Source organism: Pseudomonas sp. MBLB4123 (assembly GCF_051904775.1).
GTDB classification, from domain to species: domain Bacteria; phylum Pseudomonadota; class Gammaproteobacteria; order Pseudomonadales; family Pseudomonadaceae; genus Aquipseudomonas; species Aquipseudomonas benzenivorans_B.
The window spans coordinates 102,406-124,773 of the sequence record NZ_CP196711.1; the positions used below are offsets into that span (position 1 = coordinate 102,406).

The 22,368-nt window shown below is 67.5% G+C and carries 20 protein-coding genes and 1 pseudogene; 16 read left to right on the forward strand and 5 right to left on the reverse strand.

Annotated features, from left to right (window positions below; genetic code table 11):
- Nucleotides 1-3 precede the first annotated feature (3 nt).
- Together ACSX1C_RS00495 and recJ are read left to right on the forward strand one after the other, a co-directional pair.
- Nucleotides 4-543, forward strand: a complete 540-nt coding sequence (locus ACSX1C_RS00495) for a YaeQ family protein (RefSeq protein WP_439887769.1) — start codon at nucleotides 4-6, stop codon at nucleotides 541-543.
- Between the two features lie 121 nt (nucleotides 544-664).
- Nucleotides 665-2,374 carry a single-stranded-DNA-specific exonuclease RecJ gene (gene recJ / locus ACSX1C_RS00500; RefSeq protein WP_439887770.1) on the forward strand — a complete coding sequence of 570 codons (1,710 nt, stop codon included), beginning with the start codon at nucleotides 665-667 and terminating at the stop codon, nucleotides 2,372-2,374.
- On the opposite strand, the gene ACSX1C_RS00505 is transcribed toward recJ, so the two are convergent.
- Nucleotides 2,375-3,052 carry a transglutaminase-like cysteine peptidase gene (locus tag ACSX1C_RS00505; protein ID WP_439887771.1) on the reverse strand — a complete coding sequence of 226 codons (678 nt, stop codon included), beginning with the start codon at nucleotides 3,050-3,052 and terminating at the stop codon, nucleotides 2,375-2,377.
- A 307-nt stretch (nucleotides 3,053-3,359) separates the two neighbouring features.
- Between ACSX1C_RS00505 and prfB the strand changes: the two genes are divergently transcribed.
- The 8 genes from prfB (at nucleotide 3,360) to ACSX1C_RS00545 (ending at nucleotide 11,055) form a co-directional block, all read left to right on the forward strand.
- Nucleotides 3,360-4,455, forward strand: a protein-coding gene (gene prfB / locus ACSX1C_RS00510) for a peptide chain release factor 2 (RefSeq protein WP_439887772.1) whose coding sequence is annotated in 2 segments (ribosomal slippage) — nucleotides 3,360-3,431 and nucleotides 3,433-4,455 — 1,095 coding nt in all. Because the reading frame shifts where the segments join, the coding sequence is not laid out codon by codon here.
- A 71-nt stretch (nucleotides 4,456-4,526) separates the two neighbouring features.
- Nucleotides 4,527-6,029, forward strand: coding sequence for a lysine--tRNA ligase (gene lysS, locus ACSX1C_RS00515; RefSeq protein WP_439887773.1), 1,503 nt, complete (start codon nucleotides 4,527-4,529; stop codon nucleotides 6,027-6,029).
- 108 nt (nucleotides 6,030-6,137) lie between these two features.
- Nucleotides 6,138-6,851, forward strand: a complete 714-nt coding sequence (locus tag ACSX1C_RS00520; protein WP_439887774.1) for a TetR/AcrR family transcriptional regulator — start codon at nucleotides 6,138-6,140, stop codon at nucleotides 6,849-6,851.
- 173 nt (nucleotides 6,852-7,024) lie between these two features.
- The gene (locus ACSX1C_RS00525; RefSeq protein ID WP_439887775.1) at nucleotides 7,025-7,576 is read left to right on the forward strand and encodes a hypothetical protein; all 552 of its coding nucleotides are present in this window, start codon (nucleotides 7,025-7,027) and stop codon (nucleotides 7,574-7,576) included.
- 42 nt (nucleotides 7,577-7,618) lie between these two features.
- The gene (locus tag ACSX1C_RS00530) at nucleotides 7,619-8,914 is read left to right on the forward strand and encodes a flavohemoglobin expression-modulating QEGLA motif protein (protein ID WP_439887776.1); all 1,296 of its coding nucleotides are present in this window, start codon (nucleotides 7,619-7,621) and stop codon (nucleotides 8,912-8,914) included.
- Between the two features lie 193 nt (nucleotides 8,915-9,107).
- Nucleotides 9,108-9,854 (forward strand): TIGR00266 family protein, encoded by a 747-nt coding sequence (locus tag ACSX1C_RS00535; RefSeq protein WP_439887777.1) that lies wholly within the window; start codon nucleotides 9,108-9,110, stop codon nucleotides 9,852-9,854.
- Nucleotides 9,851-10,735, forward strand: coding sequence for an alpha/beta hydrolase (locus tag ACSX1C_RS00540; protein WP_439887778.1), 885 nt, complete (start codon nucleotides 9,851-9,853; stop codon nucleotides 10,733-10,735). The genes ACSX1C_RS00535 and ACSX1C_RS00540 overlap by 4 nt, the downstream gene beginning before the upstream one ends.
- Nucleotides 10,732-11,055 (forward strand): hypothetical protein, encoded by a 324-nt coding sequence (locus ACSX1C_RS00545; protein ID WP_439887779.1) that lies wholly within the window; start codon nucleotides 10,732-10,734, stop codon nucleotides 11,053-11,055. Before ACSX1C_RS00540 ends, ACSX1C_RS00545 begins: the two co-directional genes overlap by 4 nt.
- A gap of 19 nt (nucleotides 11,056-11,074) precedes the next feature.
- On the opposite strand, the gene ACSX1C_RS00550 is transcribed toward ACSX1C_RS00545, so the two are convergent.
- Entirely contained in the window at nucleotides 11,075-11,419 is a 345-nt protein-coding gene (locus tag ACSX1C_RS00550; RefSeq protein WP_318642954.1) for a pilin assembly protein, read from the reverse strand.
- Between the two features lie 189 nt (nucleotides 11,420-11,608).
- Here ACSX1C_RS00550 and ppc point away from each other — a divergent pair, with 189 nt between their 5' ends.
- From ppc to ACSX1C_RS00580, 6 genes are all read left to right on the forward strand, one after another.
- Nucleotides 11,609-14,245 carry a phosphoenolpyruvate carboxylase gene (gene ppc / locus ACSX1C_RS00555; protein ID WP_439887780.1) on the forward strand — a complete coding sequence of 879 codons (2,637 nt, stop codon included), beginning with the start codon at nucleotides 11,609-11,611 and terminating at the stop codon, nucleotides 14,243-14,245.
- A 247-nt stretch (nucleotides 14,246-14,492) separates the two neighbouring features.
- Nucleotides 14,493-15,140, forward strand: coding sequence for an adenylate kinase (gene adk / locus ACSX1C_RS00560; RefSeq protein WP_439887781.1), 648 nt, complete (start codon nucleotides 14,493-14,495; stop codon nucleotides 15,138-15,140).
- Between the two features lie 194 nt (nucleotides 15,141-15,334).
- Nucleotides 15,335-16,120: a 5'-nucleotidase, lipoprotein e(P4) family gene (locus ACSX1C_RS00565; RefSeq protein ID WP_439887782.1), complete on the forward strand. Its 786-nt coding sequence runs from the start codon at nucleotides 15,335-15,337 to the stop codon at nucleotides 16,118-16,120.
- A gap of 161 nt (nucleotides 16,121-16,281) precedes the next feature.
- Complete coding sequence (tsaB, locus tag ACSX1C_RS00570; protein WP_439887783.1) at nucleotides 16,282-16,962, forward strand: tRNA (adenosine(37)-N6)-threonylcarbamoyltransferase complex dimerization subunit type 1 TsaB; 681 nt, start codon at nucleotides 16,282-16,284, stop codon at nucleotides 16,960-16,962.
- A 101-nt stretch (nucleotides 16,963-17,063) separates the two neighbouring features.
- A complete protein-coding gene (locus ACSX1C_RS00575) occupies nucleotides 17,064-17,405 on the forward strand; it encodes a hypothetical protein (RefSeq protein ID WP_318642949.1) in 342 nt (113 codons plus the stop codon).
- A complete protein-coding gene (locus tag ACSX1C_RS00580) occupies nucleotides 17,405-18,265 on the forward strand; it encodes a DUF72 domain-containing protein (RefSeq protein WP_439887784.1) in 861 nt (286 codons plus the stop codon). The genes ACSX1C_RS00575 and ACSX1C_RS00580 overlap by 1 nt, the downstream gene beginning before the upstream one ends.
- 12 nt (nucleotides 18,266-18,277) lie before the next feature.
- Here the strand turns inward: ACSX1C_RS00580 and ACSX1C_RS00585 are convergent.
- From ACSX1C_RS00585 to ACSX1C_RS00595, 3 genes and pseudogenes are all read right to left on the reverse strand, one after another.
- Nucleotides 18,278-19,382 (reverse strand): annotated as a pseudogene (locus tag ACSX1C_RS00585) (2Fe-2S iron-sulfur cluster-binding protein).
- 103 nt (nucleotides 19,383-19,485) lie between these two features.
- Entirely contained in the window at nucleotides 19,486-20,988 is a 1,503-nt protein-coding gene (locus ACSX1C_RS00590) for an aldehyde dehydrogenase (protein ID WP_439887785.1), read from the reverse strand.
- Nucleotides 20,989-21,015: 27 nt separating this feature from the next.
- On the reverse strand, nucleotides 21,016-22,344 hold the full coding sequence (locus tag ACSX1C_RS00595) for an NAD(P)/FAD-dependent oxidoreductase (protein WP_439887786.1): 1,329 nt from the start codon (nucleotides 22,342-22,344) through the stop codon (nucleotides 21,016-21,018).
- Nucleotides 22,345-22,368: the final 24 nt, after the last annotated feature.

Here is a 22,368-nt window from a genome sequence, read left to right on the forward strand (position 1 = left end):
CCCATGGCCCTGCCGTCCACCACCTACAAGATCGACCTGAACCTCACCGACATCGACCGCAGCGTCTACGAGAGCCTGCGTTTCACCGTTGCCCGCCATCCCTCGGAGACCGAGGAGCGCCTGGCCGCGCGGCTGATCGCCTACGCCCTGTTCTATCACGAGCAGCTGGCCTTCGGCCGTGGCCTGTCGGATGTCGACGAGCCGGCGTTGTGGGAGAAGAGCCTGGACGACCGCGTGCTGCACTGGATCGAGGTCGGCCAGCCGGACAGCGAGCGCATCACCTGGTGCTCGCGGCGCACCGAGAGGTTCAGTCTGGTGGCCTACGGCAACCTGCGGGTGTGGCAGGCCAAGGAGCTCGACCCGGTGCGCAGCCTGAAGAACATCAATGTGGTGGCCCTGGGCCAGGAAGCCCTGGCCAGCCTGGCCCAGGACATGCCGCGGGCGCTGAGCTGGAGCGTGATGATCAGCGACGGCGAGCTGTTCGTCACCGACGAGCGCGGCCAGCACGAGCTGCCCATCGAGTGGCTGGCCGGCGAAAGATAAAGGCCTCGATCTGTCGGAAGGGTCGAGCCGGCGATACCCGTCGGGTTGCAAATATTGATCGCTGCGCTCAACCCATCCTGCGACCGCTGTACACCAATTAAGAAGATCCCCTGGACTATTGATGCGTATCGAGCCCCGCCCGCTGCCCGAAACCCTGCCCGACCTGGGCAACCTGCCGCCGCTGTTGACCCGTCTCTATGCCGCCCGCGGCGTGCAGTCGGCGGCCGAACTGGACAAGGGGCTGGCGCGCCTGCTGCCATACTCGCAGCTCAAGGGTATCGACGCTGCCGTCGAGCTCCTGGTCGAGGCCCTGGAGCAGGGGCAGCGCCTGCTGATAGTCGGCGATTTCGATGCCGATGGCGCCACCGCCAGCTCGGTCGGGGTGCTCGGCCTGCGCCTGCTCGGCGCCGCCCAGGTCGATTACCTGGTGCCCAATCGCTTCGAGTACGGCTATGGGCTGACCCCGGAAATCGTCGCGGTGGCCCTGGAACGCCGGCCGCAGCTGCTGATCACGGTGGACAACGGCATCTCCAGCGTCGAGGGGGTGGCCGCGGCCAAGGCCGCCGGGCTCAAGGTGCTGGTCACCGACCACCATTTGCCGGGCCCCGAGTTGCCGGCGGCCGATGCCATCGTCAACCCCAACCAGCCGGGTTGCACCTTCCCGAGCAAGGCCATGGCCGGGGTCGGGGTGATGTTCTATGTGTTGCTGGCGCTGCGCGCGCGTCTGCGCGAGTCGGGCTGGTTCGCCACGCGCGCCGAACCCAATCTGGCCGAGCTGCTCGACCTGGTGGCCCTGGGCAGCGTCGCCGACGTGGTGCCGCTGGATGCCAACAACCGCATCCTGGTGCATCAGGGCCTGGCGCGCATCCGCGCCGGCCGCGCCCGTCCGGGGCTCAAGGCGATTCTCGAGGTGGCCGGGCGTGACCCAGGGCGCATCAGCTCCACCGACCTGGGCTTCATCCTCGGCCCGCGCCTGAACGCCGCCGGGCGCCTGGACGACATGAGCCTGGGCATCGAGTGCCTGCTGTGCGAGGACGAGGCCCTGGCCCGCGACATGGCGGTGCAGCTCGACCAGCTCAACCAGGACCGCAAGGCCATCGAGCAGGGCATGCAGCGCGAGGCCCTGGCCCAGCTCAAGGACTTGCCGGTCGAGAGCCTGCCGTTCGGCCTGTGCCTGTTCGAGCCGGACTGGCACCAGGGGGTGATCGGCATCCTCGCCTCGCGCCTGAAGGAGCGCTACCACCGCCCGGCCATCGCCTTCGCCGATGCCGGCGAGGGTGTGCTCAAGGGCTCGGCGCGCTCGGTGCCGGGCCTGCATATCCGCGATGCGCTGGACGCCGTGGCGGCTCGCCACCCTGGCCTGATCAGCAAGTTCGGCGGCCATGCCATGGCCGCCGGCCTGTCCCTGCCGCAGGAGCACTTCGGCGCCTTCGCCGCGGCCTTCGACGCCGAGGTGCGGCGCCAGCTCTGCGAGGACGATCTGACCGGGCGCCTGCTGTCCGACGGCACTCTGTCGGTGGAGGAGTTCCATCTGCCCCTGGCCAAGGAGCTGCGCCACGCCGGGCCCTGGGGCCAGCATTTTCCCGAGCCGCTGTTCCACGGGGTGTTCCAGATCGTCCAGCAGCGCGTGGTGGGCGACAAGCACCTGAAGCTGGTGCTCAAGACCGAATGCGGCGGCCAGACCCTGGACGCCATCGCCTTCAACGTCGACCGTGAACTCTGGCCCAACCCGACGGTGCGCTGGGTCGAGTTGGCCTACAAGCTGGACGTCAACGAGTACCGCGGCCAGGAAAGCGTGCAGCTGCTGGTGGCGCACCTGGCGCCGCGCTGATCAGCCCCGGTCGTCCAGCCGGCGCGCCTGCTCGGCCAGGGTGCGCGCGCTGACATCGCTCCAGCGCGAGAGCAGTTGCGGCGACTGCGCGGACTTCTGTTGCGGCGACTTGGCCAGGAATATGCCGTGGTTGTTGAAGGCATACACCGGCAGCAGATCCTTGCGCTCGGCGGCCGGCCTGATGTCGCGCTCGAGGTTGTCGAGGATCAGCGGCTGGGCGGTCGGGGTCGGGTAGTAGGCCAGCACCATGTGCGCCTGGTTGCGGCGCAGGGCCTTGACGAAGGTCAGGCGCAGCTTCTCGCTGGGCACGCCCATCTCCACCAGGGTGAAGTACTTGCCGATGGCGAAGTCTTCGCAGTCGCCGCGTCCCCGTGTCAGGGTCTGCAGCGGCGTCGCCCAGTACTCGTCCATGCCCCATATGTCGCGGTCGTCGCCGAACGCTACGGCATTGTTGATGAAGTCGTTGACCACCTTGAGCTTGTCGCCCTCGTCCGCATCGCGGCCCTGGGCGATCAGGTTATGCCAGCTGGTCAGGCGGGCCTCGCCGATGGCCGAGTCGAGGGCGAATGGCGGCTCGGCGCGGCCGGGGCCGGCAGCGACACACAGCAATGTCGCCAGCAGGATGCGCAGGCAGCGGGATGCAGGGGCGTGGGGCTTGGGCGGCCGGTTTTGTGTCATGGTCGGGACTACTGCTGGGCTGTCGCTGATCCATAGCTTGCAACCGGGTTTCTCTTCTGGTGCGCCATGTTGCTGGCGTCAATTAGTGATCGGTTACCGCGTAATGCTAGCCAATATCGACGCATGCGCCGCGTTGAATCCGACGAGCTGTCTTCCGAGTCGGCCCCGAGAGCCGGCGCACTGGGACTGCAGGCGCGAATTCCAGGCCATCGGGCGATGGCCGGGTGACGCGGCGGGCTGCCGGCTCCGCGCGTCTGGGGTATACTCGCCGGCTTTTCGAAAGTTTGCCCAGCGAGTGCCGCCAGCCATGGAAATCAACCCGATCCTCAACAGCATCAAGGACCTGTCCGAGCGCACCCAGACCATTCGGGGGTATCTTTGACTACGATCACAAAGCTGATCGTCTGGTCGAAGTAAACCGCGAGCTGGAAGACGCCAGCGTCTGGAACAAGCCCGAGTACGCCCAGAGCCTGGGCCGTGAGCGCGCCATGCTGGCGCAGATCGTCGAGACCATCGACGACCTCACCGGTAGCCTGAGCGATTCCCGCGACCTGCTGGAAATGGCCGCCGAAGAGAACGACGAAGGCGCGGTGAACGACATCGTCGCCGAAGTCGAGCGCCTGCGCGAAATCCTCGAGAAGCTGGAATTCCGCCGCATGTTCGGCGGCGAGATGGACCCCAACAACGCCTACCTGGACATCCAGGCCGGTTCCGGCGGCACCGAGGCCCAGGACTGGGCCAACATCCTGCTGCGCATGTACCTGCGCTGGGCCGACAAGCGCGGCTTCGACGCCACCATCATCGAGCTGTCCGAGGGCGAAGTCGCCGGCATCAAGGGCGCCACCGTGCACATCAAGGGCGAGTACGCCTTCGGCTGGTTGCGCACCGAGATCGGCGTGCACCGCCTGGTGCGCAAGAGCCCGTTCGACTCCGGTGCCCGTCGCCACACCTCGTTCTCGGCGGTGTTCGTCTCGCCGGAGATCGACGACAAGGTCGAGATCGAGATCAACCCGGCCGACCTGCGCATCGACACCTACCGCAGCTCCGGCGCCGGCGGTCAGCACGTCAACACCACCGACTCGGCGGTGCGCATCACCCACGTGCCGACCAACACCGTGGTGGCGTGCCAGAACGAGCGCTCCCAGCACGCCAACAAGGACACCGCGATGAAGATGCTGCGGGCCAAGTTGTACGAGATGGAAATGCAGAGACGCAACGCCGCCTCGCAGGCACTGGAAGACAGCAAGTCGGATATCGGCTGGGGTCACCAGATCCGCTCCTACGTGCTCGACGACTCGCGGATCAAGGATCTGCGCACCGGCGTCGAGCGCAGCGACTGCCAGAAGGTCCTCGATGGCGACCTCGATCAATACCTCGAAGCCAGCCTGAAACAGGGCCTGTGATCCGCACCTGCAGGGGCCACGCGCCCCTGCCCGTAACCCATTTGATTTAGACGCCAGGCAGATAGACGACCATGAGCGACCAGACACTCGACCAACACGAACTGCAGCAGGAAGAAAACAAGCTGATTGCCCAGCGCAAGGAAAAGCTCGCCGCCCTGCGCGAGCAGGGCAACGCCTTCCCCAACGATTTCCGCCGCACCTGCTACTGCGCGGACCTGCAGAAACAGTATGTCGATGCCTCCAAGGAGGCCTTGGCCGAGGCCGCGATTCCGGTCAAGGTCGCCGGGCGCATCATGCTCAACCGCGGCGCCTTCATGGTGATCCAGGACATGAGCGGGCGCATCCAGGTCTACGTCAACCGCAAGACCCTGCCGGCCGAGACCCTGGAAGCCGTCAAGCACTGGGACCTGGGCGACATCATCGCCGCCGAGGGCACCCTGGCCCGTTCCGGCAAGGGCGACCTGTACGTGGAGATGACCGACGTGCGCCTGCTGACCAAGTCGCTGCGTCCGCTGCCGGACAAGTTCCACGGCCTGACCGACACCGAGCAGCGCTATCGCCAGCGCTACGTCGACCTGATGGTCAACGAGGAGGTGCGCCACAGCTTCCGCGTGCGCTCCCAGGTGATCGCCCATATCCGCAACTTCCTCATGCAGCGCGACTTCCTCGAAGTGGAGACGCCGATGCTGCAGAGCATCCCCGGCGGCGCCGCGGCCAAGCCGTTCGAGACCCACCACAATGCCCTGGACATGCAGATGTTCCTGCGCATCGCCCCCGAGTTGTACCTCAAGCGTCTGGTGGTCGGCGGTTTCGAGAAGGTCTTCGAGATCAACCGCAACTTCCGCAACGAGGGCGTGTCGACCCGGCACAACCCCGAGTTCACCATGCTCGAGTTCTACCAGGCCTATGCCGACTACGAAGACAACATGGACCTGACCGAGGAGCTGTTCCGCGAGTTGGCCCAGCTGGTCCTGGGCAGCACCGACGTGCCCTACCAGGGCAAGGTGTTCCACTTCGGCGAGCCCTTCGCCCGCCTGTCGGTGTTCGAGTCCATCCTCAAGTTCAACCCCGAGATCTCGGCCTCCGACCTGCGCGACATCGACAAGGCCCGCGCCATCGCCAAGGCCGCCGGCGCCAAGGTGCTCGGCTTCGAGGGCCTGGGCAAGCTGCAGGTGATGATTTTCGAGGAGCTGGTCGAGCACAAGCTGGAGCAGCCGACCTTCATCACCCAGTACCCCTTCGAGGTCTCGCCTCTGGCCCGGCGTAACGACCAGGACCCGAGCGTCACCGACCGCTTCGAGCTGTTTATCGGCGGCCGCGAGATCGCCAACGCCTATTCCGAGCTGAACGACGCCGAGGACCAGGCCGAGCGCTTCATGGCCCAGGTGGCGGACAAGGACGCCGGCGACGACGAGGCCATGCACTACGACGCCGACTTCGTCCGCGCCCTGGAGTACGGCATGCCGCCGACCGCCGGCGAGGGCATCGGCATCGACCGCCTGGTGATGCTGCTCACCGATGCGCCGTCGATCCGCGACGTGATCCTCTTCCCGCACATGCGCCCGCAGGCCTGACGGCTGAAAAAAGCCGCCTTCGGGCGGCTTTTTTGTGGCCAGATGCCGGCCGGCAGGCTCTAAGCTAAATCTGTAGTTCGTGCGATCGTGCCAGAGGACAGCCCAGCCGTGACTCCCAGCCCTGCTCAAGAAAACGCCGCCCAGGTGGCCAACGCCGTTGCCGAGAGTGTCCAGTACCAGGGGCGCAAGGCCAGCCGGCAAGGCAGCGAACAGCGTCGCCAGGCGATCCTCGATGCGGCCATGCGCATCATCGTGCGCGAGGGGGTACGGGCCGTGCGCCACCGCGCGGTGGCGGCGGAGGCAGCCGTGCCGCTGTCGGCCACCACCTATTACTTCAAAGACATCAACGACCTGATCACCGACACCTTCGCCCAGTTCGTCGAGCGCAGCGCCGCCTATATGGCGAAATTCTGGAACAGCACCGAAGGCGTACTGCAGGAGCTGGTCGGCCATCTGGATGGCACGCCCGAGGCTCGCCGCCTCCTGGCCGACGAGATCGCCCGCCTGGCCGTGGAGTATGTGCGCTACCAGCTGGTCAATCGTCGCGACCACCTGCTCGCCGAGCAGGCGTTCCACCAGGAGGCCCTGCTCAATCCGCGCCTGCACGAGCTGGTGCGCGCCCACGGGCAGATCCTCTCCCAGGGCGTCATCCGTTTCTTCCAGGTGCTCGGCTCGCGCCAGCCGGAACAGGATGCCCAGCTGTTGACCGCGATCATCCGGCGCATGGAATACCAGGGACTGCTCGACGGCGTCGAGCATCTGGACAATCAGGGCATGCTGGCCATTCTTAAACGCTATATGCATCTGGTATTGGGGCTCTGAACCCTGTCGCCTATCCGGGGCGAGCGTTGGGCGAGAGGCTGTGTTATACGCTTAAGTTATATATGGGGGGCTTGGGCCTCGCACCGAACCCCGCCCCGGCGGGGTTTGTCTTACATGGCAGAGCCGCCTGTGTCCGGCTGACGCAGTGCCGAGCGTTTTACAAGGAGAGCGTAATGAAAGCCTGGCGTACGCTGATCGCTTTGTCCTTTCTGCTACTGAGTGGCTGCCTGGTCACCTTCAGGGAGCCGATCCCGGCCAATGAGGCGGCGCCCATCCCGTTGCTCGGCGAGTGGTCGCGCACCAACGATTGGGGCGAGCAACTGTTCCTGCGTGTCAGCCGCGCCGGCTCCAACCTGTACAAGGCCGAGACCTATGTCGGCGACCCCAGTAATCTCGACAGCCTCAAGGAGTACGGCTTCACCGTGGCCCACCACGGCCGCCGTTGGTACCTGTCGGTCGGTCTGCCGAAACGCATGGGGGCGAACTTCGCCATCGCCGGCTTCGAGTTGACCACCGGCAACGAACTGGTGCTCTACAGTCTGGATGTCGATCGCATCCTCCAGGAGATGGAACAGGGCGTGCTGGAGGGCGAGGCCGTGGAGACGCCCCAGGGCGAGGGCGTCCTGGTCACCAGCCCGCTGGATAAGGTGTTCGCCTACCTCGACGACCCGGCCAATTCGGATGTGTTCGTCGAGGTCGCGCGCTACCAGCGCACCGGTCAGTAATTCGCACCGCTCCCTGTGGGCGGGCGTGGCAACGAGGAATCGATGAACAGTCTCAACGAACTGGACGACTACCAGCTGACGGTGCGGGCCTTGTCCGACCGCATCGTCGAAGCGCAGACGCCGATCCGTGTACTGGATGCGGTGAAGTGGGACGACAACGTCCGCAGCGACTTTCTCAAACACAAGGGCAAGAAGCTGCCGGCGGTCGACCGCGACTATTACGCCGGTCGCCCGTTGGCCTTCGATACCGCGGCGAAGAAGCTGGAGTTCCAGAACATCGAGCGCGACATCACCCGTCAGCTCGGCCAGTTCAACCCGGTCGGCCAGATCATGCGGCGCATGTGCCGCGAGTACCGCATGGTCATTCGCATGCTCGAGGCGCGCGGCACCGAGGACTTCGGGCTGATCTCCCAGGACCTCTACGGCGCGGCGTCCGACGCCTTCCATGCCGGCGATCCGACCCTGTCCGACCTGGGGCTGATGTTCTCCGACTACCTGAACAACATCGACCGGCGCGGCGACCTCGAGGACGAGCCGAAGAACCTCAGCGCCAAGCAGGCCGTCGACCTGCTGCAGCATCGCCTGAACAAGGTGTTCGGCGAGGCGGAGGAGACCATCCGGGTGTTCGAGTCCGACGGCATCCTCGCCGACGCGGCGGCCGGCGCCGACTACATCAAGATCCGCGCCGACGCGGTGTTCAACGAGCGCGACGTCAAGGCCCTGGAGGTGCACGAGGGCCTGGTGCACGTGGCGACCACCCTCAACGGGCAGAACCAGCCGATCTGTACCTTCCTGGCCAAGGGGCCGCCCTCGTCCACCGTGACCCAGGAGGGCCTGGCGATCCTCATGGAGGTGATCGCCTTCGCCTCCTACCCCACGCGCCTGCGCAAGCTGACCAATCGCACCCGCGCCATCCACATGGCCGAGGAGGGCGCCGACTTCCTGCAGGTGTGTGGTTTCTACCGTGAGCAGGGCTTCAGCCTGGAAGACAGCTACAGCAACGCCAGTCGCGCCTTTCGCGGCTCGTCCCCGACCGGGCTACCCTTCACCAAGGACCTGTCCTACCTGAAGGGCTTCATCATGATCTACAACTACATCCAGCTGGCGGTGCGCAAGGGTAAGCTGGAACAGATCCCCCTGCTGTTCTGCGGCAAGACCACCCTGGAGGACATGCGCACCCTGCGTCAGCTGGTCGACGAGGGCCTGGTGGTGGCGCCGAAATACCTGCCGCCGCAGTTCAGCGATCTCAACTCGCTGTCCGCGTGGATGTGTTTCTCCAACTTCCTCAACCACCTGAGTCTGGACCGGATCGAGGCGGACTACGCCAATATCCTCTAGGAGCTACTGCACTCGGTCATGCGGCGTTGCGCGCGACCTGAAAAATGCTCATTTACAGTCGTAAACTCCGCTTTTTCAGGCCGTGCGCGCCTTGCCTGCCCTTCGCTCGTGACGCTCCTAGCCCTTAAACAGGTGAACCGTAGCCCGGATGCAATCCGGGAAAGCGTCCAATCCGCACTGCCAGGAGCCCCGAATGCCCAGCCACCAGCTCGATTACGAAATCCTCGGAACCTCGGCGCAGAGCGTGGAGATCATCCTCGACCCGGGCGAGACGGTGATCGCCGAAGCCGGGGTGATGAACTACATGACCGAAGGCGTGCGCTTCGAGACGCGCATGGGCGACGGCTCGGCCAGCGGCGTGCTGGGCACGCTGTGGGGCGTCGGCAAGCGTCTGCTCACCGGCGAGTCGCTGTTCATGACGCACTTCTCCAACGCCGGAGCGCGTCCGGCGCGGGTGGCCTTCGCCGCGCCCTATCCGGGCACCGTGGTGCCGATCCAGTTGGCCGAGGTGGGTGGCCGGCTGATTTGCCAGAAGGACGCATTCCTCTGCGCGGCCCATGGCACGGCGCTCGGCATCAGCTTCAACAAGCGCCTGGGCGCCGGCTTCTTCGGCGGCGAGGGTTTCATCCTGCAGAAGCTCGAGGGCGATGGCCTGGCCTTCGTACATGCCGGCGGCACGGTGATCCGCAAGGAGCTGAACGACGAGACCCTGCGCCTGGACACCGGCTGCCTGGTGGCGTTCAGTTCGGGAATCGATTACGACATCGCCCTGGCCGGGGGGCTCAAGAGCATGCTGTTCGGTGGCGAGGGCATCCTGTTGGCGACGCTCAAGGGCACCGGCAGCGTGTGGATTCAGAGCCTGCCGTTCTCGCGCCTGGCCGAGCGGGTGTATGAGGCGACCTACAAGGCGCGCGAAGAAGTTCGCGCCGGCGGCAAGTGAAACGACGCGGCTGGCTGCTGGCCGTGCTGCTGTGCCTGCACGGCTGCAGCCAGCTGCTGTTCTATCCCGAGCGGGGTCTGCCGTTCACCCCGGCCGATGCGCGCCTGGACTACCGCGACCAATACCTGCGGGCCGCCGATGGCACCCGCCTGCATGCTTGGTGGCTACCGGCCAAGGAGGGGGTAGAGGTCAAGGGCACGGTGCTGCATCTGCACGGCAACGGCGGCAACCTGGCCAGCCACCTGGGCGGCACCTGGTGGTTGCCGGAGCAGGGCTATCAGGTGCTGATGCTGGACTACCGGGGGTTCGGTCTGTCCGAGGGGGCGCCGAGCCTGCCGGCGGTGTATCTGGACCTGGACGCGGCTTTCGCCTGGCTGGAGCAGGCGCCGCAGGTCCGGGACAAGCCGCTGTACGTCCTCGGTCAGAGCCTGGGCGGAGCCCTGGCCACGCACTATCTGGCCGAGCAGCCGCAGCGGCGTGCCCGCTTGAGCGGCCTGATCCTCGATGGCGTGCCGGCCAGCTACCGGGAGGTCGCCCGTCACGCCCTCGGCGCCAGCTGGCTGACCCGGCCGTTGCGCACGCCGCTGAGTTGGCTGGTGCCCGACGACGACAGCGCCATTCACGTCATGCCGAAGCTGGTGGGGCTGCCGCTGCTGATCTTCCACAGCATCGATGATCCGCTGGTGCCCCTTTCCAACGGCGAGCGCTTGTATCAAGCTGCGCCCCCGCCGCGGGTGTTCCAGCCGACCCGTGGCGGTCACGTGCAGACCTTTGCCGACCCGGACTGGCGTCAGATGATGCTGCAGTTCATGCGCGACCCGGGCGGGTTCGCCGGCCTGCGCCATCTGGCGGACATTCCCGACACCGAGAGCCCACAATGAGTGAACGCGAGCCCATTCCCCTGATTCTCACCGCCATCGGCAGCATCTGCGCAACGGTCGCAGTGCTCTGGTACTACGGTTACCTGCATATCGCCAAGCCGCAGGATGCGCTGCTGCTGGCCGACTTCACCATGCTCAAGACCGTGCCCGGCGAGGACTACAAGGTCTCGCTCAAGCCGGCCAACCAGGTGGCGCAGTGCGTCGATGGCGTGCTGGTGCTGTTCGACCTGCAGCAGAAGGGCCTCACCGGGGTGCTGGTGGACAACCGCAAGCAGGCCGTACGTTGCCTCGGCGAGCCAACGCCCGCGGCCGCCCAGTAGCGCGACCCAGGCGCCGGGCTCAGTGCTCGGCGCTGGCCTGCTGCTGCATCAGCTCGCGCAGGTACTTGCGCGACAGGGCGAGAAAACGCGGGGTCGGGCCGATGTCCTCGTACAGGGGGTCGCCCTGCTCGTCGGTGGCCACGACCTGGCTGCCCTTGACATAGGGCAGGCTGGCCTCCAGCTCCTCCAGCGCCGCGCCGATCAGCTCGCCGAGCAGCTCCTCGGTGTGGTGCTTGGGGTACATCTCGGTCAGCGCCGCCAGGCGCGCGGCGGCCTCCAGGTCGAGATGGATCTGGTAGGTGTTGCGGGTCAGGCGGCCCTTGGAGTTCTGTTCCCAGTGATGGACAAGTTCGCGAATCTTCATAACTACCTCGTCCTTCGCCCAGTACGGCTAGGCGGTTGCGCAATCCGATGGCGAGAGCAAGTCGGTGTCGGGCTCGCCCTATCTCTAGACTAGACCGCTCTCGGCCGCCCCGGGTTCGTCGGTGTCGCGCGCTTGTAAGAAGTTGCCGCTCTGGGCACTCTTGAGCCAAGCACCGCTGGAGGAAGGACCATGACGGAAATCGACGCGCGTTTGCGCGAGGACGTGCATCAGCTCGGCGAACTGCTGGGCAATACCATCAGCGCGCAACTCGGCGCTACTTTCCTGGGCAAGATCGAGCGCATCCGCAAGGGCGCCAAGGCGGCGCGTCGCGGTTCGGCCGCCGGCGCCGAGCAGCTCAGCGAGAGCCTCGACGGGCTTGGCGACGACGAACTGCTGCCGGTGGCCCGGGCTTTCAACCAGTTTCTCAACCTGGCCAATATCGCCGAGCAATATCACCGGGTGCGGCGGCGTGGCAGCGATGAGGCCGAGCCCTTCGAGGCGCGAGTGTTGCCTGAACTGCTGCAGCGCCTGCAGGCCAGCGGCCACGCCCCCGATGCCCTGGCGCGCCAGCTCGGCAGCCTGGAGATCGAGCTGGTGCTGACGGCCCACCCGACCGAGGTAGCGCGGCGCACCCTGATCCAGAAATACGATGCCATGGCCGCACAGCTGGCGCTCCAGGACCACAGCGACCTGTCCGCCGCCGAGCGCGAGCAGGTCGCCCGGCGCCTGCAGCGGCTGATCGCCGAGGCCTGGCACACCGAGGAGATCCGCCGCAGCAGGCCCAGCCCGGTGGACGAGGCCAAGTGGGGCTTCGCGGTCATCGAGCACTCGTTGTGGCAGGCGCTGCCGAACTTCCTGCGCCAGGCCGATCGCGCGCTGCACGCGGCGACCGGCCAGCGCCTGGCGCTGGAGGCCGCGCCCATTCGCTTCGCCTCCTGGATGGGCGGTGATCGCGACGGCAACCCCAATGTCACCGCGGCGGTGACCCGCGAGGTGCTGCTGCTGGCGCGCTGGATGGCCGCCGACCTGTACCTGCGCGATATCGACCAGCTGGCGGCCGAGCTGTCCATGCAACAGGCCAGCGCGGAGCTGCGCCAGCGGGTCGGCGACAGTGCAGAACCCTATCGCAGCCTGCTCAAGCAGCTGCGCGAGCGCCTGCGGGCGACCCGTACCTGGGCCCACGACGCCCTGCGGGGACCGCTGGCGGCGCCGGCGGCGGTGTTGCAGGACAACGACGAACTGCTCGAGCCCCTGACCCTGTGCTATCGCTCCCTGCATGACTGCGGCATGGGCGTGATCGCCGACGGCCCACTGCTCGACTGCCTGCGCCGGGCGCGCACCTTCGGCCTGTTCCTGGTACGTCTGGACGTGCGCCAGGACGCCAGTCGGCATGCCGCGGCCCTCGACGAGATCACCGACTACCTGGGCCTGGGCCGCTATGGCGAATGGGACGAGCAGGCGCGCCAGGCGTTCCTGCTGGCCGAGCTGGGCAACCGCCGGCCGCTGCTGCCGGCGCACTTCGAGCCCAGTGCCGAGACCGCCGAGGTGCTGGCCACCTGTCGCGAGGTGGCGGCGGCGCCGGCCGCTTCCCTGGGCTCCTATGTGATCTCCATGGCCGGCGCGCCTTCGGATGTGCTGGCGGTGCAGCTGTTATTGAAGGAGGCCGGGTTGTTGCGGCCGATGCGCGTGGTGCCCTTGTTCGAGACCCTGGCCGACCTCGACAACGCCGGGCCGGTGATCGACCGCCTGCTCGGCCTGGAGGATTACCGCGCGCGTCTGCAAGGCCCCCAGGAGGTGATGATCGGCTACTCCGACTCGGCCAAGGATGCCGGCACCACCGCGGCGGCCTGGGCGCAGTACCGCGCCCAGGAAGCCCTGGTGCAGGTCTGCGCCGGCCACGGTGTCGAGCTGCTGCTGTTCCACGGCCGCGGCGGCACCGTGGGGCGTGGCGGCGGTCCGGCCCACGCGGCGATCCTGTCGCAGCCGCCGGGCTCGGTGGCGGGGCGCTTCCGCACCACCGAGCAGGGCGAGATGATTCGCTTCAAGTTCGGCCTGCCGGACATCGCCGAGCAGAACCTCAACCTCTATCTGGCCGCGGTGCTGGAGGCCACCCTGTTGCCGCCGCCGACACCGGAGCCGGCCTGGCGCGAACTGATGGACCGGCTGGCCGCCGATGGCGTCCGGGCCTACCGCGGCGTTGTGCGCGAGCACCCGCAGTTCGTCGACTACTTCCGTCAGGCCACGCCGGAACAGGAGCTCGGCCGCCTGCCGCTGGGCAGTCGACCGGCCAAGCGCCGCGAGGGCGGGGTGGAGAGCCTGCGGGCCATTCCCTGGATCTTCGCCTGGACCCAGACCCGCCTGATGCTGCCGGCCTGGCTCGGCTGGGAGTACGCCCTGGGCAACGCCCTGAAGCGCGGGGAGGGCGAGCTGCTGGGGCAGATGCGCGAGCACTGGCCGTTCTTCCGTACCCGCATCGACATGCTGGAGATGGTCCTGGCGAAGGCCGACGCGGCGATTGCCAGGCTCTACGACGAGCGTCTCGTGCAATCGGATTTGCGACCTCTGGGCGAGCATTTACGCGACCTATTGTCGCAGGCGGTGGTCGCGGTGCTGGGTCTGACCGGGCAGTCGCACCTGCTGGCGCACAGCCCCGAGACCCTGGAATTCATCAGCGTGCGCAACACCTATCTGGACCCCTTGCACCTGCTGCAGGCCGAGCTGCTGGCTCGCGCCAGGCAGCGTCAGAATGAGGCCGACAGCCCTCTGGAGCAGGCCTTGCTGGTCAGTGTCGCGGGGATCGCCGCGGGCTTGCGCAACACCGGCTGAGAGGCCTGTTGCCGGGCCTCGCGGCAGAGTCGGGCGGGGTCTGTCGGCGGCGTTCCGGGTGTCTTTCGGCCCTCCGGATGTCGCCTTCTTCTGCGACTTTCGGCGGCTTGTGCGCCAGGGGTGCGCTGTGTATCTTGATCGGCCTTCTGGCAGTCTGGCACCCGTGCGAGCGTTGCCGAAACCATTTTGAGATTGGCCCCATGAGGCGAGTCCGACGATTACTAGGTAAATCTTGAGGAGCACATCGATGCGCGTGATTCTGCTGGGGGCGCCCGGTGCCGGTAAAGGTACCCAGGCTGGCTTCATCACCAAGAAGTTCGGCATTCCGCAAATCTCCACCGGCGACATGTTGCGCGCCGCGGTCAAGGCCGGCACCGAGCTGGGCCTGCAGGCCAAGAGCGTCATGGATGCCGGTGGCCTGGTCTCCGACGACCTGATCATCAACCTGGTCAAGGAGCGCATCGCCCAGCCGGACTGCGCTAAGGGCTTCCTCTTCGACGGCTTCCCGCGCACCATTCCCCAGGCCGAAGCCCTGAAGGAAGCGGGCGTGAGCATCGACTACGTGGTCGAGATCGCCGTCGACGACGAGGAGATCGTCAGCCGCATCGCCGGTCGGCGCGTGCACCCGGCCTCCGGCCGTGTCTACCACACCGAGCACAACCCGCCGAAGGTCGCCGGCCAGGACGACGAGACCGGCGAGGAGCTGATCCAGCGCGACGACGACAAGGAAGAGACCGTGCGTCACCGCCTGTCGGTCTACCACTCCCAGACCAAGCCGCTGGTGGACTTCTACCAGAAGCTCGCGGCTGCCGAAGGCACGCCGAAGTACAGCGCGGTGGCCGGCGTCGGCTCGGTGGACGAGATCACCACCAAGGTGTTGGCCGCACTCAGCTGAGTCCGCCTCGCCCTCGATCAGCGGCCCGCTTGCGGGCCGTTGTCGTTTCTGCAAGTGGCGCGCCGGAGTCACTGAGCGTCGTTCACAGAACAGCAATCTTTCTCGCCTAAGCTAGCCTCCGTGTTGGTCTAGACCACGGAGGGATGGTCATAGACCTTAAGTCTTTACCCATGCTAAGGAAGAGAGCGCATTTAATGACCGAGAAAACAGCAAAAAGTGCTATCTGGTTGGGCCTTGCGCTAGCGCTGGCGGGGAGCCCTGCGGCGTTCGCCGATGCCAAGGCGCAACCCAAGGCAGACTGTGCAGTCGCCGAGTTCGCCATGGGGCTGCGCTTTCAGCAGCAGTCTGCGGAAGTTCAGGCCCTGCAGCTGCAGGCCTACAACATCGCTACGCTGAAGCTGGATGCGGCAGTGGCCGCCGCGAAAGATCCGTCGAAGTTGGCCATCGTTACCGACCTGGATGAAACCGTCATTGATAACAGCGCACTGTTGGCGCGGGACCTTGCCAACTGCCACACCTATGACGCCTGGGACACCTGGCTGCCCTGGGAACGAGACGGAACCCCGCAGCTGATCCCCGGCGCCAAGCAGTTCCTGCAGCACGCCGACAGCCTGGGCGTGACCATTCGCTATATCTCGGACCGTTCCGACGAGCAGAAGCAGAACACCCTGGCCACCCTGAGCAAGCTCGGTCTGCCCCAGGTGTCGGCGCAAAGCGTGCTACTGCTGGGGCCGCCCAAGGTCGAGCGGCGCGCCATCGTCAGTGCCGATCATCAGGTCGTGCTGTTGCTGGGCGATACGCTGCATGACTTCGATGGGCGTTTCCGCAAGACGCCGCTGGCCGACCAGCGCGCCACCGTGGCCGCCGAGGCCGACAAGTGGGGCGCCGAGTGGATCGTCTTCCCCAATGCGAGCTACGGCACCTGGTCCAAGGCGCCTTTGCAAGCCTGGGAAGCAGAGACCGTCATCGAGCCCTGGTAAATCGCTGTTTGCAGTGCTTGCGCCGGGCTGTTGTGGCCCGGCGCGGGCCTGTTGCCCGGCTGGTCCGTTCGCGTGACAGACGCGAACTCACGTGATTGCGCTGGAAAAAAAAGCCTCAAGCCGTTTTAATGCCGCTCCTTCTCGTCACCTGTCCGAACGCAATGACTACTCTCCTGGCTCTGGACACCGCCACCGAAGCCTGCTCCGTCGCCCTGCTGCACGACGGCGAGGTGCTCAGCCACTACGAAGTGATTCCGCGCCTGCATGCCCAGCGGCTGTTGCCGATGGTCAAGACCCTGCTGGAAGACGCGGGTGTCGCCCTGTCGGCGGTCGATGGGATCGCCTTCGGCCGTGGACCCGGGGCCTTTACCGGGGTGCGCATCGCCATCGGCGTGGTCCAGGGCCTGGCCTTCGCCCTGGAGCGGCCGGTGCTGCCGGTGTCCAACCTGGCCGTGCTGGCCCAGCGGGCGCTGCGCGAGCATGGCGCGCAGCAGGTCGCCGCCGCCATCGACGCGCGCATGGACGAGGTCTACTGGGGCTGCTACCGGGCCGAGCAGGGCGAGATGCGCCTGCTCGGCGCCGAGGCCGTGCTGCCGCCGGAGCTGGCCGCTCTGCCGCGCGATGCCGCCGGCGACTGGTTCGGCGCCGGCACCGGCTGGGGCACCCACGCCCTGCGGCTGCCGGCGATGCTGGCCGGCCAGGACGGCGCCATGCTGCCCCATGCCGAAGACCTGCTGGCTCTGGCCCGCTTCGCCTGGGCCCGCGGCGAGGCCGTGGCGGCCGATGAGGCGCAGCCGGTGTACCTGCGCGACCAGGTCGCCACGCCCAAGGCACCGCAGTAAAAGGCCGTGCCCCGCTCCGGCGCTCGATTGCCAAGCCTGGCCGGCGGCGGTAGATTGGACGAACCCCCCCACAGTTGGCTAACCCGGCCGAGCAGTAACTGATGCGCATCGACGGCTCCATCGCCCCCTACTCGCCAGATCGCGGCCCCCGCTCGGGGACGGCGGTCACGCCCTATCGCGAGGCCCAGCGGGAAGCCGAGGCGCGTCGTGAGCAGCCGGCCGCCCCGGCCAGCAGCCAGGGTTTCGAGCAGGTCCCGCAGTTGCGCCGGGTGCAGGCCAGCAGCGGCGGCAGCGACAACCTGCAGTCGCGCGCCGAGGCGTCCGACTACCGGCCGGCCCTGAGCAGCCGCGCCGCCCAGGCCATCGCCAGCTACAGCAGCACCGCTTCCTTCGCCGCCGAGTCCGACGCGCAGCAGGTGCTGGGTCTCGACCTCTACGCCTAGTGCTGCCCTATTTCCTCGGTTGCCCGTCCTGGAGCGAGCCGGCCTGGCGCGGCACGCTGTACCCGGACGATGCCCGCAACAACGACTTCCTGCCGCTCTACTGCCGGCTGTTCAATGCCGTGGAGGGCAACACCACCTTCTACGCCAGTCCCTCGGCCGACACCGTGGCGCGCTGGGCTGCGGCGATGCCGGCACAGTTCCGCTTCTGCGCCAAGCTGCCGCGGGAGATCAGTCATGGCGGCGACCTGCGCGAGCAGCTGGGCGCCGCCGATGCCTTCCGCCGGCTGCTGGCGCCCCTGGGCGCGCGGGTCGCGCCGTTCTGGCTGCAGCTGCCGGCGAGCTTCGGTCCGGCGCGCCTGGGCGAGCTGGCCGCCTTCATCGAGCACTGGGCCGGCGCCGAGCTGGCGGTGGAGCTGCGTCATCCGGCGTTCTTCGCCAAGGGCGAGGAGGAGCGGGCGCTCAACCGCCTGCTGCTGGGGCGCGGCATCGAGCGCATCTGCCTGGATTCCCGGGCGCTGTTCAGTTGCAGTTCCGACGATCCGGCCGTGCTGCACGCCCAGGCGAAGAAGCCGCGCCTGCCGCTGCGCCCGACCGCCTTCAGCCAGGCGCCGCAGCTGCGTTTCATCGGCCACCCGGAGCTGGCGGCCAACGATGCCTTCCTGGCCCCCTGGCTGGACAAGTTCGCCGCCTGGATCGAGGCCGGGCGCACGCCCTATGCCTTCCTGCACACCCCGGACAACCGCCTGGCGACGCAGCTGGCGCGGCGTTTCCATGCCCAGCTGATGCTGCGTCTGCCCGGCCTTCCCGACCTGCCCGCGCCGGTGGTCGCGGTGCCCAGCCTGCAGCTGGGCCTGCTGTGAGGCGCGCGGCGCCTAGTACTCGAGCTCCACGGCGCCGCTGACCCGGGTGCAGCAGCTCAGCACATAGCCCTCGGCGATTTCCTCTTCGCTGATGCCGCCGTTGTGCTCCATGGCCGCCTCGCCGCTCAGCACGCGCACCTTGCAGGTGCCGCAGATACCCATGCCGCAGGCCTTGGGAATGGTCAGGCCGGCGCTGGCGGCGGCCTCGTACAGGGTGCTGCCCAGTGCCGCCTGCACCGACTTGCCGGACTCGCTGAAGGTCACCCAGTGGCTGGCCTGGGGCTCTTCGGCCTGAGCTATCGCAGCCTGTTCCTCGGCGGTGGCGATATCCTCGTCCGGCGTCGCGCCGAAGGACTCCTCGTGGTAGCGCGCCATGTCGTAGCCGGCCTCGCCGAGCAGGCGCCGCACCGCGCGCATGTAGGGCGCCGGGCCACAGCAGAACACCTCGCGCTCGAGGAAGTCCGGGGCGATCAGCTGCAGCATCTCGCGGCTGAGGAAGCCGCGGTAGCCGCCCCAGATCTGCCCGGTCTCGTTGCGTTCGCAGATCAGATGCAGCTTGAAGTTGTCGATGCGCGTGGACATGTAGTCCAGCTCGGCGCGGTAGATGATGTCGGCCGGGGTGCGCGCGCTGTGGGCGAACACCATGTCGACTTCGCCGTTGGTGTTGAAGAACCAGCGGGCCATGGACATCACCGGGGTGATGCCGACGCCGCCGGAGAGCAGCAGCACCTTACTCGGCCGGAAAGTCGATGCAGTTGAACTGGCCGACCGGGCCGTGTACGGCGATCACCCCGCCTTCGGTGAGGTGCTCGTGCAGCCAGTTGGACACCCGGCCGCCGGGCACGCGCTTGACCGTGATGGAGAAGCTGTAGGGAATCGAGGGCGCGCTGGAGAGGGTGTAGGAGCGCATCACCTGCTCGCCGTCGATCTCCAGCTCCAGGGTGACGAACTGCCCGGGCTTGAAGAAGAACAGCACCGGCTCCTGCATGCTGAAACAGAAGGTGAGGACGTCTGCGGTCTCGCGGATGACCTTGAGGCAGCGCACCAGATGGCGGCCGTTGGCCCAGGTCTGGGTGCTGACCGGGTTGAGGTACTCACTGCTGGTGAGATGGTTCATGGGCGACTCTCGGCAATAGGCAAAGGCCCCTCACCGTCGTTTGCCGGGAGGGGACTGTCGATTCAGGGGGGGCGGCCGCGGGCGCGGCCGGGTGAGCCTGGCGCTAGGACAGCTGGATCCAGGTGGTCTTCAGCTCGCAGTACTGGTCGTGGGCGTAGATCGACTTGTCGCGGCCGCCGAAGCCGGACTGCTTGTAGCCGCCGAACGGCGTGCAGATGTCGCCCTCGGAGAAACAGTTGACCGACACGGTGCCGGCGCGGATCGCCGCCGACATGCGGTGCGCGGTGTTGATGTTGGCGGTCCACAGCGAGGCGGCCAGGCCGTAGCAGGTGTCGTTGGCGATGGCGATGGCTTCCTCCTCGGTGTCGAAGGCGATCACCGCCAGCACCGGCCCGAAGATCTCCTCCTGGGCCACCGAGGCGGCGTTGGAGGGGGCTTCGAAGATGGTCGGGGCGACGAAGTAGCCGCCGCTCTCGGCGTGCAGGCGCACGCCGCCGGTGACCAGCTTGCAGCCCTCGGCCTTGGCCTGCTCGATATGCCCCAGGACCTTCTCCATGTGCGCCTCTTCGATCAGCGCACCGAGACGCACGGCCGGGTCCAGCGGGTCGCCGGTGGCCCAGTCCTGCAGCTGGCCGAGCATCTCCTCGAGCAGGGCATCCTTGAGCGAGCGGTGGACGATCAGCCGCGAGCCGGCCGAGCAGTTCTCGCCCATGTTCCAGAAGGCCGCGGCGAGCACGTTGCCGGCCACCGCCGCGAGATCGCCGGCATCGGCCATCACCACCTGGGGGTTCTTGCCGCCGCACTCGAGCACCACGCGCTTGAGGTTGCTCTTGGCCGAGTACTCGAGGAACAGCCGGCCAACCTCGGTGGAGCCGGTGAAGGCCGCCAGGTCGATGTCCGGGTGCAGGCCGATGGCCTTGCCGGCGCTGTGGCCCAGGCCCGGCACCACGTTGAGCACGCCGGCCGGGATGCCGGCCTGATGGGCCAGCTCGGCCAGGCGCAGGGTGGCCAGGGAGGTCAGCTCGGCGGGCTTGAGGACCACGCTGTTGCCGGTGATCAGCGCCGGGCCGAGCTTCCAGCCGGCCATCATGCAGGGGAAGTTCCACGGCAGCACGGCACCGACCACGCCGATCGGCTCGCGGCGGATCATGCCGAGGTTGCCCGGGCTGGACGGCGAGATGGCGTCGTACAGCTTGTCGCCGGCCTCGGCGTGCCAGCGGATGGTGTTGGCGGTGTCGGGGATGTCGATGCCGTAGCACTCGCCCACCGGCTTGCCGGCCTCCAGGGATTCCAGCACCGCCAGCTCCAGGCGGTGGGCGTCGATCAGATCGGCGAACGCCAGCATGATCGCCTTGCGCCCGGCCGGCGCCAGTTTCGACCAGACCCCGGCGTCGAAGGCGGCGCGGGCGGCCTGCACGGCGGCGTCGACATCCTCGGCGTCGCAGGCGGCCACCTCGGTGATGACCTGGCCGGTGGCCGGGTTGAGGGTGGCGAAGGTGGCGCCGGAGCGGGCGGGCACGAAGCGGCCGTCGATAAAGGCCAGGTTGCGGTATTCCAGGCGCTCGAGCTGCTGGTCGATGGCGCTGCGGGTGAGGGCGTCGGTCATTGTCTGTCTCCTGAAGGATGAGAGGTCTCAGAGTTCCACGCCGGCGGACCACTCTTTCCAGGCGAGGGCGGAACGCACCCCCAGGCCGAGAAAGGGTTCCGGCGGATTGCTGCAGGGCTTCGGTTGTTCGAGCATGATGCTCAGCAGATCGCTGTCCATCCCCAGGGCGTACTCGGCGATCAACTTGCCGGCGATGGTGCTGCGGGTCAGGCCCAGGCCGTTGCAACACACCGCGCTGAACACCCCGGGGGCGATCTCGCCGAACAGCGAGCCGGAGTTGCGCGAGATGCACAGGGCGCCGCCCCAGGTGTATTCGAACGCCACGTCCGCGAGCATCGGGAAGCGCCGCTCGAAGGAGGTGCGATGGGCCCGGCGCACCCGCTGCAGGGTGGCGGCCGAGGCGTGCACGTCCGGGTTGTAGGTGAAGGAGTTGCGCACGCAGATGCGCCCGTTGCCCAGGCGCCGCACCGTGGAGCCCAGCGGGTCGGCCGGGATCAGCCCCCAGCTGTCCTCGCCGCCCAGGCGCGCCAGTTCCTCGGCAGTCAATTGGCGGGTCATGCTGGCGTAGGTGTAGATCGGCAGCAGGCGGCCCTTGAGGCCGAGCTGGCCGAAGTTGGCGGCGTAGGCGTTGTTCGCCAGTACCAGGCGCGGCGCCTTGATGCAGCCCTGGGCGGTGGTCAGGCTATGCACCTGGCCGGTTTCGATCTTCAGCACCGGGCTGTCCTCGAACAGCCGCACGTTCTCCGGCAGGCTCTGCCCCAGCCCGCGGGTCAGCGCCGCCGGCTGCACCAGCACGCAGCCGGGGGCATGCAGGCCGGCCTGGTAGAAGTCGCTGCCGGTGACGGCCTTCATGTCCTCGGCGCTGAGCAGGCGATAGGGCTCGCCCAGGGCCGACAGGCCCTTGGCGAAGGACTCCAGGGCATGTACGCCGCGGGCATTGGCCGCGCCGTGCAGCTTGCCCTGCTCGCGCCAGTCGCAGTCGATGCCGTGGCGCTGGACGATCTCGCGGGTGTAGTCGATGGCGCCGCGGCTGAGGCGAATGATCTTGTGATCGGCCTCGTGGCTGCTGGTGTAGCTGTGCGAGGTCAGGTCATGGGGCAAATCGACCATGAACCCGGAGTTGCGTCCGGCGGCGCCGAAGCCGACGCGCTTGGCGTCGATCAGCACCACCGAGGCGTCCGGCTGCAGTTCGCCCAGGCGGCGGGCGGCGGCCAGGCCGGCGAGGCCGGCGCCGAGTACCACCCAGTCGGCCTGCACGGTGCCGCGCAGCGGCGTGCTGGGGGGCGGCGGCGGCAGGGTCTCGTACCAGCCGCAGTGACCATCGTCCTGGGGCAGGAAATTGCATTGCAGCTGCATGGGCACTGCCTCCGGGCCTGGTGG